The organism is Niallia sp. MER 6, from assembly GCF_023714395.1.
In the GTDB taxonomy this organism is placed as follows: domain Bacteria; phylum Bacillota; class Bacilli; order Bacillales; family Cytobacillaceae; genus Niallia.
Window position 1 is genome coordinate 13298 of sequence record NZ_JAMAUK010000042.1, and the last position, 13942, is coordinate 27239.

The window sequence follows — 13942 nt, forward strand, 5'->3', positions numbered from 1 at the left end:
TTTTTCTTATAATAATTCAATCCATTTAGAAGATATATACATTCCCTCTCCGCCAACTTCCAATGCTTCCACATTATTATTAGCATCAACCTTAACATGAGAGATAATTTCTGATGGGGCATTCATCGCATGTCCTTGTTCAAAAATAAGGCTTGTGGCGCCTGGCTTCACTACATTATGTTTATAAAGATAGCCTGTTAACGCTCCACTTGCCGTGCCTGTTGCGCTTTCCTCATTGATGTCATATAGCGGTGCAAAATTACGGCAGAAGGCATCAACTCCAGAATCTGTATCTAAAGTAAAGACATGATAACCGACTACTTCCAGCTTGGCGCTTATTTCTTTCATTCTATTAAAATCTGGTTGAAGCGTTTGAAGCACTTGATTATTTTTGACTGGAATTATGATATCCTTTAATCCTGTTGAGACTATCTTAATAGGAAGAGTTGTCATGATATCCGCCTCATTTATATGCAGTGACTCGGCAATTTCCTTTTTATCCAACTCTTGACCAAATTGGGGATTATTTTGTGTTAGAAAAACTTTCTCCCCTTCTATTCGAACTGGCAGGATGCCTGCTTTCGTTTCAATTGTAAAGTTGTTTTTGCTGACAGCCTTTCTTTGCACTAATAACGCAAAAGAACCAATTGTTGCATGGCCGCATAAGTCCACCTCAGACACAGGTGTAAAGTATTTGATTTTATAGTCAGCTGCAGAAGAACTTTGAATGAAGGCTGTTTCAGACAGACCCATTTCAGAAGCAATGTACTGCATGTTTTCTGCACTCAGTCCATCTCCATCCACTACAACACCTGCGGGATTGCCTCCTGATTTGTTTTTTGTAAAAGCATTTACTATAAATACTTGGATGTTCATTGGATATCATTTCCTTTCGGTATTTATGCATATATAATTATTATAAATCTATCAATTTATTCAAGGTTTCTTTCTAATGACCTTAAGGAAAAGAAACTCAGCAGCGTTGATATGCAACCCACATTATTTTTGCCAAAAGTAACCTTTCGAGCTTTATTAGCAACTCTATAGAAATGTCTGTAGCTTTATTACGATTGATAAGGGTAAATAGTTTCCCTTCTAATTAGCTTATACCTATATTAATGAAGAAAGAAGGCGTGACATATTGAAATGCCAGAAGTATACCTAATTGGCGAACTAAGAATGAAAGACTTCGAAATCTTTAGACTTATGCAAACAAAAACAGATGGATTGGAATTATGTAATTGGCTTTCTTGTTATAGAAGACTGCAAGAGGAAAACCCGGTTATCAGATTATCCCTTCTTAGAAGCAGTATATAAAGATAACCCAGAAGAGTTTGAGGCATCTGATAATCTAATAAAAGTGCAGGCAATTATCGCAGAGCCACTTGGTGAAGAGGATACAGAAGTGTTAGAGCATATTGGTGTCAGTTTAGTTGAATTCAAGGAGCATACTGATGTTACGTTTGCTGTAATCGTGAAGGAAAATCTCGACGATTTAATTGATAACTTGGATGAAAAGCCGTTTGAGGTATATACAGAACTGTTACAGCATACCGAAGCAAAACCTAATGTTTCTCATTTTAAGAGGGAATCTTTGCGAAGGCTTTATCAAGATGAATCTTCTTCCTAACACAGAGAGCCCCTATCAATGAGATAAGGGCTTTACTGTGTTGTATGGTTAAAAGAACCAAGGTATCTGTCGGTGTGTGAGTGTGTGAATATAACAAGATACCTCAGATAGGAAATAAGACTTATAATTGGTATTATATTACCAAAAGCTATAATGGTAAAGAGGTAAGTAATTCCAGATTATATAAAACAAAAAAGTCCTTCTCAAAATGAGAAGGACAATAAGGTTAGTTTTCAAACTTTCTTTTCTTTCCACATCGTACACACTTGTCAGTATAGTAACTGAACTTATGCCTACGTTTACATAGGCAAATAATTGCTTTGAAAAACATGTTAGCACTCCCTTGATGATTTTCAATCGAGGTAGTCCAGCCATCATAGATTTCCTTAGACCTGTGACTTTGCGTCCCATTTTTTCAAGATGGTTTGCCTTTGTCTGATTGGAAAGATATATGGATATATTAACAGTATAATGATAGTTTTTCCATTAACAGCTCATTACATCTTGTTAACATCTATTACAGAGAAGACAAACAACTGTTTATAAAACTTCACATTATTTACCCTTAAACAAAAAAAAGACCCTAAAAGCACCATTGGACATCAGGCTCTTAAGGCTAGAAAAGAAACTCCACATCAACACAATAGTTTAGGGTTGGGGTACTATTTGTGTGATTGGGGAACTTACACTTATATATCGTCAAATGATAATATAGATTTAATAAAAATTTTTCCCAGCCTAAACGACTAGTTTTTCTAATAGAAACTGCTCATATTTGTTAGAATTTTCACATAGACAGACATGATTTCTTCCTATACAATAAGAAAGTTCTTAATAACTTTTGTGCCTTACCTTCTAGGTAAGGTCTTTTTTTGCGTAAGAGAACCATAAACTTAAGGCTAGAGCGAAACCAATACTTTAGCATGGGTTACTATGTGACTTATTCAAGCAGTGTCCTCTCCTCCCAAACACCCTGCACATCCCTACTCAAAACCCACTTCTTATACAGCCCTCTTTCCCAAGCCAGTTCAGATGGCAGAAAGCCCATTTCCTTAGCAATAAAGAAATCTCCTTCGCCTAGTAATAATTGATTTTCTTTCATCTCCCAGATTGGAAAGGTATGGCCTTTATACTTTGCATACTGATTAAGATAATATAAACTACTGATTTCCTCTCTTTTTACAAGCTTCTCGTAGTTTCATTTTCATTGAGTTCAAAGTCTGCAGGTGCTGAGGCAGGGTCTCTAACAATTAATTGAAATGTTATGTTATCTTTTGTATATATTCAAACTCCATTCCCTTATTTATATATGGCTCTCCTGCCGCTCCACATTTGTCTCCTCCGTTCTGTAGCTATCTTTCTTTTATAGTCTATTAACTGAAGATTAGCTTTAAGAAATCTTGTCTATCTACTTTATCTGTGTCAGTGAAGTTGGTAACAGTTAGAGCTAGCTTCATTTGCTCAGCCTCTTCTATTAGGATTAAATCATTTTCAACCGCACTGTTTAAAATAATTGTGATACTATCAGCGGCAAAGCCTTCAGTGCTTGCGGTAAATATTTTACTTCTTCTCGTTTGTAGGCTGCCCATGCTGTATAAGCAACAGTATCAACTAACAGAGACCACATCAAAGCAATGTTTAAGTTTTCTTCTTCCTCCATATATTCCGAGATGCCTGTATAGTCAGCATTATCAATAAGCTCATACAGCTCATCTCCTGTTACTGCCCCAGATTCTACCCAAAGCCAGCACTTATCCAAAGCATCTCTGCCAACTGGATATCTTTCATCTGATTTATTGATTACAGAGAATACTATTTCATTAGTAACAACGGTCTCTATTATATTCACTGTAAATATTGAAAATAGAATTCATTTGTTTTGTATGCTGACCCCTTAAACAAAAATCTACAATGCAATTAAATTAAATTATTAGGAAGCTTTTTTAATTATCTTGCATCCCAATCACAATCCATTCATCCACAACATCCCAAAAACTCACATTATATTCTGGCTGATCATTAGTAAACCACAGTGTTGCTGTGTCATCCATACTGTTGTCTAAATCTATAGCAACATAGCCTCCCATGCCACTCTGAAAAAAACCATAAGTCTTTTCCATATTAATCCCTAATGGTTCATCTAATTCCTCAAGTATTCCCCATTCATAATCATCAAAACGAGTAACGTGCTCAAATGGCACAAGTCCCATAGCTCTACTTGCGAAATAATAGAAGCCATTATGTAACTCTTCATAAAACGCCTTAATCACTTCTGGGAATGCTACCCAATCATTTAGTACTGACTTGGTTGAAATACCGCCTTCATAATAGTGAATTTCTTCATCTTCACTTTTAATACTATAAAGTACTGCATATTCTCCATTATCTATAATTAATTCAAGTTCCACTAAATTTTCTTTTATGTATGAAATTGTATTGCTTAATTCCTTCTCACAAACACTTTTCCATAAAGCTATTAATTTATCCTTTTGAATAAATTTATCTGCTTCTCGAAAGATCTCTAGCCATTTTCCCGGTATTTTTCCGTTTTCTATATGCAGCAAGTCTTTGTCAGATACAAACTCAATACTCTTTCTATATTGTTTAAGAAAAGCTATTTTATCCAATAAAATCATTCCTTTTTATTATTCTAAAAGAAAAGGTTCATGTTATTTACTAAATCATTAATTTCTTCTTTTGTTAGCTCACCTACGGCATCAATTGCATTAAATGAACTTAAGCACTTTGTTATATATTCAACACTTCTTAGTCTATTAATTACGGAGAATCTGCCCATTCACGTGGCACAGACTTTAGATATTTTTTTATATTTTTAGACATTCTCCTTATATATAATCAGCAAATTTCCAATCTACCTGGATTATCCTACTCCTCATAATAAACGGAACCTAAATAAGTTAAATTTCCATCCTTAAATTTAACTTTTTCGATATTCCCTTCGTATTCGAAATCATATAATTTAATGACAGAATCATAAGTTTCTGAAAATACTTCCCCATAATGTTCAACAAATTGCAATAAAATTACAGATTCATAAGAAGATCCACTTAAAAGGGTAGTCAACGATGCAGTTGAAACCGCTCTAAAAGAGATTTCTAAAAGATCTTGGTTATAGCTAGTAAAATCCATACCAAAATCGTTCATAAATTCTGATTGAATTCTATCTCCAACTTCATCAAACTTAATTTCAATATATTCTTTTAGATTATTTTTTGTTTTAAAATTACCTATCCATAACGACATAACACCTGGATTTCCCATGATGTCACTCCCAACCAAACGTAATTAGTAACACTCATCTTTCGAAATATGATTATATCCTTTTTATAAATTATTCCCCCAAGGCTATATCTGTTTCCACTGCCTAATAGAGACCGTATTGTTAGATAGGATTATTCGGAAAGTCTTGAAGATACTTATTAATTAAAGCTTTACTATTTTCTTCTGGTACATTGCCTAAGTACTTATTTTTCCAAATAATCATTTGGTCACTAAAACTATAGTCCGTATCGAACCAATTTGTATAATCGTAATGTATCTTAAATTCACCATTATTCTTTAGGGACATTGTAAAAGAGTACCAAAGTTCTTGCTGATTACCCTTAAAAGCATTCCTTAGTTTCTTACTCAATTTATACAAAATATCTTCTTTCTTCTCGAATTCCTCTTCATCGATGTCATATTTAATATCTTGAAAGTGATCACAATAAAATTTTTAAGTTAGTTATCAATTCAGCAAGTGAATTAACTAGAAATTCTTTTTCTTCAGTTTCAACATTTTCTATGAATATCTGTCCAGTTTCATTATCAAAGATAACAGCCATTTCTTCAGGAGAAACAAAACCCACTTGTATATATCTAAGTTGTCTTCCTTTGTTCTCTTCGTATGTTTTCATTGCTTCAAAAAAATCTACTATCGATTTACCAGGTTCAACAGGTTCAAGATTAACTAATCTCGCTCCATAGTAACCTTGTAAGTTTAAGAACAAATATGAATTGAAGTACTCCTTCAGTGCATGATGAATAGTCATCTCTAATACTTTTTCTATGTTTATAAAATTATCTAATTCTTTTTTTTCAACAGGTTTCCAATATACATATTCTTCTTCATCTGGATTACTTAAATACAATACAGGATTAATATCTTCATCCCAAGGTACTTGAGGAAATGTACTATATTTTACATCCCATACATTTAGAAGTTTTTGAAAATAGTGTTCTAATGCCTTTTTTACTTCCATGTTATATCCCCCCAACAGATTACATTGTGATCATATATAGCTTACAATTCAATCCAGTATTATTATTCCATTTTTCACACACCGATTTTACCGTCTGGATAGCCCCTTTCCCAACCACATGAAAAGCACCAAATGGATATATTTCAAAACAATTCTTCAAAAAGGGATTTTCATTTCCATTTTCCAGTTATATTCGTCCTCAACATATACTAAATGTTCTGCTTTTTTATATCATCAGTAATAATAATCTTTTTTTAGATATTATTAGTATGTCTTCCTTTAAAGTCTTTTGAAAACTGAATTACTTCTACAACAAATTCTTAAACAAACCATCTATCAATACTAGTTAACCCTCTTTCCTAAAATCAGTCTAGACTTCTAATACATTTTCATCATCTTCATATCATATGTCAGTAATGTTAAAAGCACTTGCTGCATCATACAAGTAAGTGCTGAAGTTTGTTCTGGTCCTTGGTGAGAAACTAGATTCCACATCCCATATGGATTATAAAATAGGTCATCATCCTCAAATATTGTACAGCTTTCTTGCCTCAATAAGTATATAGGGGAATCCGAATCCAAGCTAAATGTTTCACCACTAGTAATCTTCGGTCTTTCTATAAGAGTATATAAACAAAATACTCTAAACAATGTCTCTACCTCTATCCCAGTTATATCTTCAGACGTTGTTAAAACATCTGGATAACCAAATGGAGGTTGCCAGTGCGGTATTGCATGCTGGTGGAATTGCAGTAAATGTTGAGTCGTCTGGAAGAGCTAGTTAAATCAACATACTCTCTGATGGAGTCCTGATCATTGTTATATCCTAACCAAATTGAAACCCATCCTTGCTTTTCCATAGTTGGCTTCTCATCAAACCAGATACTGTTCATTAGATTAACATACCGTCCCATATTCCACCTTCCTCTATCCTTTTAATAAAATATCTTTTCCTTTTGTCTCTTTGCCATTTTAACAACTTATTTTGAAATACTGTAACCTCAGTATGTTGCGGATTATTTTCAAATATAATAATGCCGTTTTCACCTTCATGTATCTTTAATATCTTAGCATTCTTCTTACCATAACCGAATCTCATGATAGAAGTCTAAATCCAACTCATCAAGTTGTTTCGTAGAAATAGTTAATTCTCCAGTTACTTTTATATTTGTATTAACATTTTCTCCTCCAAATGCTAAACCTTGTACATGATGACCTTTTTCAATTTCTCCTCTTCTGACTATTGATTGATTTAAAATACTCCTTAGCAAGATTATAAAAACTCTGGGTATAATTTATCTTCTCCTGATATTCCTGCTTATTTTGGCTCTGTTTTAAAGAGATACACTCACTTGCATTTGTACACGGTAGATAATGTATAACTTAGCAACCTAATTAAAGCAAACAATTGCTACCATGCCAGTTTAAGCGACTTACTGTAGTAAATAACAAGGAAGAGCCAAGACTCTATGAGACTGGCTATTTAATTTATGCTAAAATTTTAATCATGTAACTTATCAAGAAAATCAGTAAACGTCCCAGCAACATAAAATATATTTTCTCTTGCACGTTCTTCTGCCTGTACTATTGTTAATCCTTCTTCCTTTATTAATACTTCTATTTCCCAAGCATTTTCGTGTTCCCAGAAAACTACAATTGGGTTTTCTATATTATCTTTATAGTCTAAACAAACTAGACTACCAGCGGGGTCATTTGCTATTGCAAAGACACCCTGAGGGAGAAAGGATTTGTAAATTTCATATTTCTTAACAATGTACTCACTACTATTTTCGTCAAAACTAAATAAACTACCAAAACAACGCTCCAATTGACCTACATTAAATTCTTCCGGAAATACACTTGCACCTCCATTAATTTTTACACAATCAATATAATCTTGTGGTAATTGAAAACCTAGGTCTAATCCTATAGACTTAACTTTATTTTCAGTTACTTCTGAATCAGCATATTCCCACTCTAAATCTTTTCTCATCTAATATCCTCTTCCCATAATTTATTTCCACCAAGTTACCGGGTACCTGATGATGGTGCCAAGTAAATCCCTTTATTCTTGCTCTTTCACTCTATCAATTATACGTGCTTCTGTTACTGAATCTATTTGCTTCCAAGTGCCTCATTCCATGTTTGGCTTTCTGTACAGATTAAGTTTACTTAGAGTCTTTATAAGTATTTACTCGATTTCGTTTAATACTGCTTTTATTTCATTCCCTTCCAAAACAGTCATATATTCATTTGATAAAGCAGGATTGGATGATTTCTGGTTTAATTTTTAGTGTTGATAAGTATATAGAGCATATAACTCGAGGCAAAACTAAACAAGCTGAGTCCAGTAGAATACCGAACTCAGATCTTGGAAACTGCCTAAATATATTGTCTAACTTTTTTGGGTCAGATCACAAAGAAGTGCTTTAAGTTCATATGTTTTTTATGTAGCATAAATTTTGTAGGTCTTAGCTTAATTTTATGTTACCATATATACATCTTTCTATAAAAAACTGCAGTCCAATAGTATCTAACACTTGGGCTACACACTTCGTATCCTACATTTTTTTCATATAAATGTTCTTAGTATATTATTTTTGTAACTTTAAACTAGAAATTAACTCATCTAGACTATCCGAAATCACTTCGAACGTACCTCGTTCAAAATCTTCCAATTCAACCTTACCACTTACATTATCTAAAACAACTATCAAACCGTTCCCCTCTATACCTATTGGAGTCTTATCAAGCTTATTATGATTGTTTTTATATCCTTCTAAAACACTTTCGAAGGAATCCAATTCAATATTTGGTAATACAGGTTCTAACTTAATATAATGATTACCAATAAATCCATCTAAATCAGCAAACCAATAAGAATTAAAATAGTCATCAATTGAAGTGTGCAGTTTAATTTCAAATCTTTCCTCAATCGTCGTTAAATCATTCTTATTATCTTTTTCAATAGGTTTCCATGAAATTTCTTCTTCATCATCCATTTCACCTTGATATATAAATGAATCAACTTCTTCGTTATATGGCATTTTAAATAAAAAATCTAACCCTTTATCAAAATATTCTTTTCTTAAATTAAAATATTTGCTCATAGCATCCTTCATTACCAAAATAATCACCCTTACTTTTCTAAGAATTTTTCTAATAGTTCAGCATATTTTTGTATCAATACTTTCGCCATATTAGAGCGCCAGAATCGTGATGTATCCAACACAACAACATAGCTTACTTGTTTATACGCCATATCGGACAATAGTTCTTGTAGTCCATCACTTTCAACTGTTAATCCCTCCTCATCAACAGTCGCTCCGCTTAATCTCTATCTTCATACACACGAAGTAGTTCTAAATTATTTTTGTTACAGTAACGTTCACTCTCTTCTACTTGATTGGCTAAACTATACTCATCATGTGCTTGTAAACTCGTATGTAACCAACTACTTACTTTCCCATCATAAATACCTCCCGTTGATATTGGTCTAATAACTCCATTAAGCCATTTACCAAAAAGTCATTGGGGTCTTTCTTATGGATACTGTACATAGGTTGTTCAATGCTTTTAATGTCACAGTCATATTTCTTCAGCTCTCGTTGTATCAGCACCTTCACAATATCTGAGCGCCATAATCGTCTTGTATTGAGCACTACCACATAATCAATATGGACAAACGAAAGGTGAGCCAACATCTCCTGTAAGCCCCCCTGTCTATTTCAAATGCTTCGTCATTCAATTTGGCGCCACTAATTCTTTCATCTCTAAAAATATGAATCAATTTCCAACCTTGTTCCTTACAGTACGCTTTAATTTCGTCTTCTTGATATTTCAAGCTGTATCCATCTCTTGCTTGACCTTTGTTGAGACTCGTAAATACCCTAAAACGTTCAAATACTCACCCTCCCGTTACATAATTTTTATTTTCGTAACGCTTTTTAACGAATAGCGAGTATTATACGACCGTCTCTTGTAAAAATACAACACAATTTTTGTCTGCCCTGTTGCTAAACTAGTTACCTTCTTACGTAACCTACCTTTTATCGCCACGAGCTTTGTCATTCTCGTTAGTTTTTTAGCCATTCCCTGTCATAACTACCCCTGCCATATAAAATGTCATCTCGCCTAATTATCGTACTTTTCTTACTATCCAAGTATTAAAACAATACTCCTTGATGGTACAACCATCATGAGCTTTCGATTTTCATGTAAATCATTTTCTTTTTGTCTCACTCAAAAATTCTCACTTTCTTTTTATTCACTAGATTTATGTATCTATATCGTTACCCCTTTATCATTACGAGTTTTGTCATTTTCATTAGTTTGTGTGTTTTGCAGTATCATAAGTCCTCTTGGAATGTAAAATGTCATCTCGTCTGGTTATCGTGCTTCTCGCAAAATCCAAATATTAAATCAATACTCCATTATGGTACTACCTTCATGAGCTTTGAATTTCAAACTGGTCTCATTCATGTTGTTCTTACTTCACCAAAAACAAAAGCACCTGTTGCCTAAAAGGCAACCAAGTGCTTTATAGTTTACTTTTCTTCAAATTCCTTCATTCTCTCTAATAAATCAAAATCTAGCTGTTCTTTGTTTTGACTTATATATTTATATTCAAAATACTTAATTCTATCTGTTGGACCAAATTCACTTTCATGCCAATTTGTATAATCAAAATGTACGTTTAATTTACCTGTATCATTCAATATTAATGTCACTGAAAACCAAGGTTCTTGGTCATTATCAGTAAAAACTTTTTGGAGTTCAACAGTAAGTTGAAATAATTTATGTAGTTCTTTATTATAAGCCCTCTTATCTACACTATATAATTTTGGAATATAATGTGAAAAAATGTGTTGTTCCTCACCTTTTGGCGTAAAAAAGAAGAAAACTCCTCCTTCTCCTTCCTTAACTTCACCATTAAAATAGAAATTATCCCATTCAGTTGGAATCATATCGTTAACCTGTTGTGCAATTTCTTTATATAACTCGTTTAATTCTGTTTCAAAACTCATCAATATCAGCCTCCTGATTTATTTGCAATCTCGCGAATCACTGGAAATTGGCCTTCAATTTCATATTCGACCATAAAGGAATCTGGTCGCATTGAATTATTAGAATAGATCGGTCCAATACTAACAGAGACTTTCTTGGGTGGTACCTCTTTCAATGCATTGGCCCATTCAGTCTCCATTTCGTACCAAACTCCACCCCTCCTATTAATTTGACTATTTTGTGGTACAAGATTATCAATATCAGGAGGACCATTAAATTGTGCTCCTATTAAATGTCCGCCATCATCATCTGGTAATCTTTCTCTTCCCCCTACATTTGCCCTGAGCGTATTTATTTCTATTAGCCTTTTTCAATACAAGTTCGGGAGCATATACATTTACAATACGTCCAAGTTCATCGGTAGTATATTTGTAGTTATCATTGGTTACGTACTTAGTATTTGGGAGTAGTTGTTTCTTACCATTTTCACCTTTTATTATGTGCTTTCCAAAATCAATTTCTTTAACTTCGTTGACTATATTACCATTACCCGTACCCTTACCAGCATCAACAACACCACTACCACGCCCACTCAACATACTCAAATACTCGCTCTTATCCCCACTAACCTTCCCAACATCAGCCCTGCTCTCAGCTTTCGAGTAGGATCCTATATTACCAACCCCACCTGCAAACGCTGCATTAGGAGAAGTGTTAAGACTACGTCCAAGATCATCCATAAACGCTCTTGTAACATCCGCTCCTTGCTTGCCGATTTGGACGGTTGAGTTGATGGCTTGTTGGCCGAGTCGGTATGCTTCTTTTGCCATACCTGGGACGAATGGGAGGCCGGCGAAGATACTTTGGGTTAGGCTTACTTGACGCTGTTGGTCTGTAAGTTCGTTGCCGAACATGTCTTTGCCTGTTGTGTATTCGGACAGTCCGCCTAAGGAAAGCATGCCGCAGATGCCCATTTCGGTTTTTCCTAGGGGGCTGAAGGCTTGCACGTTTTTGTAGGTGCTCATTGCATTTTTGGCGGTGCTGATTCCTTTTGCGGCCGAATAGATGCCTTTACCGCCTTTTACGGCTCTGCCTGCCCAGCCGACGATTTGTATACTCTTTATCATCTTCAAATATAGCAGGATACTAGCTTACACTAACCAGGAAAAATCCCGTAATAGCATAAAACAATTATATAATTCAGCGGAACCTTCTAGATTGCTATTTATTGAACCTGTTAGTTCGTAACCATTTGCTGTTTTAAACACCTTTTCAGTTGTTAACTTAGCTTCAACTTATTTCCGCCCATTTTTAATGCTCAAGTTTTAAAACATTCTTTATGGTTTCATAAACAAATACAAAAGCACTTGCTGCCTAGGATGCAATCAAGTGCCTTTGTATTTATTAATGATTTCATTATACTATTTAAACTTGCTTATTAAATCTAATTTTCTATAGCTTATTCTATATAAAAGATACTAACCTAACTAATATTTCAATTTAATTAAAGTAGCTACTCACTATCTTATTTATTTCTTCATTTCCGTCATAGTACTCTGTTAAATATTCTATAAAAAAATCATTAACTCTATCATCTTGAAACTCATGTAAATATTTAAACAACAAATCATCACTTCCAAGTATTGCATGCTTATTAAGTTTCTTTCTACATATGCCAATTACTTGGTCTATAAATTTATCATCTTTAATTTCAATTAATAATTCTAGTATGAAATCTTTTTCATTTTCATTAATTCCTTCTAGAATCTCCTTCATTTCTTCTTTACTCATTTCTTGTTTATAAATATCTTTTTTTGCTGCCCAGAAATCATCTAGAGATGTCCCTGCTTCTTCATATAACATCGACCAGAATCCTTTATATGAAATATATTTATGCGTTAATTTATATTTTTCTTCCTCAATCTTACTAATCGCATAATTTTCAATGTTGTTTGAAAAGACATCGAAAAATTGTGCTTCATAGGGAATTATACTGCCGTAATCATCCTCAATTTTCAAGAGAGTAAACTCCTTTTCCTCATTAGCCTGTTTAAACTCTCCCTCATAAACTGTATAGATTTTATCTTCAGTTAGATATAATTTTTTACTATTATCTATACATTTTACTCGCATTCCATTCACCTCAATTTAACAGGAATAAAGTTTTCATCTAAATCGATAATCCAAAATAAATCTTTTGGATTATTTCTTAAGTTTTTTGGTTTAGGTATCTTTAATTTACTATCAAATGAGCTAATTTCACCAGTTTTTACATTTTGATAGAAATGAATTTTTCCTTCTCCAAACTCTGTAGCATATGAATGTTTAGACTCCATTTTCCACCAGTCATTTATATCGGTGTCATTTTTAGTCAATATATCAATAGCTTTTTGGTCCCATAAATCTGCACCATTAATTATTTTGTTTGAATTATTGATAATGTCATCTTTCATCAATAATTTTTTATACTTCTGAAAAGCAATTAAATCGCTGGGAACAGGGATATACGTTTAAATATCACTATTCCTGACGACTTCACCACGCCCACTCAACATACTCAAATACTCTTCCTTATCCCCACTAACCTTCCCAACATCAGCCCTGCTCTCAGCTTTCAAGTAGGATTCCATATTGCCAACCCCACCCGCAAACGCTGCATTAGGAGAAGTATTAAGACTACGTCCAAGATCATCCATAAACGCTCTTGAAACGTCCGCTCCTTGCTTGCCAATCTGCACGGTGGAGTTCAAGGCTTGTTGGCCGAGTCGGTTTGCTTCTTTCGCCATACCTGGCACAAATGGAAGGCCGGCGAAGATGCTTTGGGTTAGGCTTGCTTGACGCTGCTGGTCTGTGAGTTCGTTGCCGAACATGTCTTTGCCGGTTACGTATTCGGACAGGCCGTTGGCGGAAAGGAGACCGTAGATGCCCATTTCGGTTTTTTCTAGGGTGCTGAAGGCTTTTACGTTTTTGTAGGTGCTCATGGCATTTTCGGCGGCGCTGATTCCTTTTGTTGCCGAATAGATGCCTTTGCCGCCTTTGACGG

The 13942-nt window shown here is 34.1% G+C and carries 16 protein-coding genes, 4 pseudogenes and 1 riboswitch; of the genes and pseudogenes, 1 reads left to right on the forward strand and 19 read right to left on the reverse strand.

Going from position 1 to position 13942, the window contains the following annotated elements; translation table 11 throughout:
• Positions 1 to 6: 6 nt before the first annotated feature.
• Positions 7 to 876 (reverse strand): PhzF family phenazine biosynthesis protein, encoded by an 870-nt coding sequence (locus M3600_RS26045; protein WP_251648116.1) that lies wholly within the window; start codon positions 874 to 876, stop codon positions 7 to 9.
• A gap of 346 nt (positions 877 to 1222) precedes the next feature.
• Between M3600_RS26045 and M3600_RS26050 the strand changes: the two genes are divergently transcribed.
• A complete protein-coding gene (locus M3600_RS26050; protein WP_251648118.1) occupies positions 1223 to 1630 on the forward strand; it encodes a hypothetical protein in 408 nt (135 codons plus the stop codon).
• 358 nt (positions 1631 to 1988) lie between these two features.
• Positions 1989 to 2070, reverse strand: a riboswitch (cyclic di-GMP riboswitch).
• 500 nt (positions 2071 to 2570) lie between these two features.
• Here the strand turns inward: M3600_RS26050 and M3600_RS26055 are convergent.
• The 18 genes and pseudogenes from M3600_RS26055 to M3600_RS26140 form a co-directional block, all read right to left on the reverse strand.
• Positions 2571 to 2732 (reverse strand): hypothetical protein, encoded by a 162-nt coding sequence (locus M3600_RS26055; protein WP_251648120.1) that lies wholly within the window; start codon positions 2730 to 2732, stop codon positions 2571 to 2573.
• Between the two features lie 402 nt (positions 2733 to 3134).
• The gene (locus M3600_RS26060; RefSeq protein WP_237942004.1) at positions 3135 to 3479 is read right to left on the reverse strand and encodes an Imm6 family immunity protein; all 345 of its coding nucleotides are present in this window, start codon (positions 3477 to 3479) and stop codon (positions 3135 to 3137) included.
• A 94-nt stretch (positions 3480 to 3573) separates the two neighbouring features.
• Entirely contained in the window at positions 3574 to 4257 is a 684-nt protein-coding gene (locus tag M3600_RS26065) for an SMI1/KNR4 family protein (protein WP_396953848.1), read from the reverse strand.
• Between the two features lie 259 nt (positions 4258 to 4516).
• On the reverse strand, positions 4517 to 4912 hold the full coding sequence (locus M3600_RS26070; protein ID WP_251648123.1) for an immunity 22 family protein: 396 nt from the start codon (positions 4910 to 4912) through the stop codon (positions 4517 to 4519).
• Positions 4913 to 5033: 121 nt separating this feature from the next.
• Positions 5034 to 5336, reverse strand: a pseudogene (locus M3600_RS26075) (immunity protein YezG family protein); the annotation flags it as partial.
• 16 nt (positions 5337 to 5352) lie between these two features.
• Positions 5353 to 5892, reverse strand: a complete 540-nt coding sequence (locus M3600_RS26080; protein ID WP_251648125.1) for a SecY-interacting protein Syd — start codon at positions 5890 to 5892, stop codon at positions 5353 to 5355.
• A 378-nt stretch (positions 5893 to 6270) separates the two neighbouring features.
• Positions 6271 to 6543, reverse strand: a complete 273-nt coding sequence (locus M3600_RS26085; RefSeq protein ID WP_483870128.1) for a hypothetical protein — start codon at positions 6541 to 6543, stop codon at positions 6271 to 6273.
• A gap of 38 nt (positions 6544 to 6581) precedes the next feature.
• Positions 6582 to 6806 (reverse strand): hypothetical protein, encoded by a 225-nt coding sequence (locus tag M3600_RS26090; protein ID WP_251648127.1) that lies wholly within the window; start codon positions 6804 to 6806, stop codon positions 6582 to 6584.
• Positions 6807 to 7393: 587 nt separating this feature from the next.
• Complete coding sequence (locus tag M3600_RS26095) at positions 7394 to 7885, reverse strand: SMI1/KNR4 family protein (protein ID WP_251648129.1); 492 nt, start codon at positions 7883 to 7885, stop codon at positions 7394 to 7396.
• A gap of 601 nt (positions 7886 to 8486) precedes the next feature.
• Positions 8487 to 9002, reverse strand: coding sequence for a SecY-interacting protein Syd (locus tag M3600_RS26100; RefSeq protein WP_251648139.1), 516 nt, complete (start codon positions 9000 to 9002; stop codon positions 8487 to 8489).
• Positions 9003 to 9067: 65 nt separating this feature from the next.
• Positions 9068 to 9338, reverse strand: a pseudogene (locus tag M3600_RS26105) (recombinase family protein); the annotation flags it as partial.
• A 36-nt stretch (positions 9339 to 9374) separates the two neighbouring features.
• Positions 9375 to 9795 (reverse strand): annotated as a pseudogene (locus M3600_RS26110) (recombinase family protein); the annotation flags it as partial.
• Positions 9796 to 10439: 644 nt separating this feature from the next.
• Positions 10440 to 10919, reverse strand: a complete 480-nt coding sequence (locus M3600_RS26115) for an immunity protein YezG family protein (protein ID WP_093726036.1) — start codon at positions 10917 to 10919, stop codon at positions 10440 to 10442.
• A 5-nt stretch (positions 10920 to 10924) separates the two neighbouring features.
• A complete protein-coding gene (locus M3600_RS26120) occupies positions 10925 to 11260 on the reverse strand; it encodes a DNA/RNA non-specific endonuclease (RefSeq protein WP_311315978.1) in 336 nt (111 codons plus the stop codon).
• Positions 11205 to 12032: a DNA/RNA non-specific endonuclease gene (locus tag M3600_RS26125; protein WP_251648131.1), complete on the reverse strand. Its 828-nt coding sequence runs from the start codon at positions 12030 to 12032 to the stop codon at positions 11205 to 11207. The genes M3600_RS26120 and M3600_RS26125 overlap by 56 nt, the downstream gene beginning before the upstream one ends.
• Before the next feature lie 367 nt (positions 12033 to 12399).
• Positions 12400 to 13032 (reverse strand): hypothetical protein, encoded by a 633-nt coding sequence (locus tag M3600_RS26130; protein ID WP_251648133.1) that lies wholly within the window; start codon positions 13030 to 13032, stop codon positions 12400 to 12402.
• 5 nt (positions 13033 to 13037) lie between these two features.
• Positions 13038 to 13355 carry a hypothetical protein gene (locus tag M3600_RS26135; RefSeq protein ID WP_251648135.1) on the reverse strand — a complete coding sequence of 106 codons (318 nt, stop codon included), beginning with the start codon at positions 13353 to 13355 and terminating at the stop codon, positions 13038 to 13040.
• Between the two features lie 54 nt (positions 13356 to 13409).
• A pseudogene (locus tag M3600_RS26140) lies at positions 13410 to 13942 on the reverse strand (hypothetical protein); the annotation flags it as partial.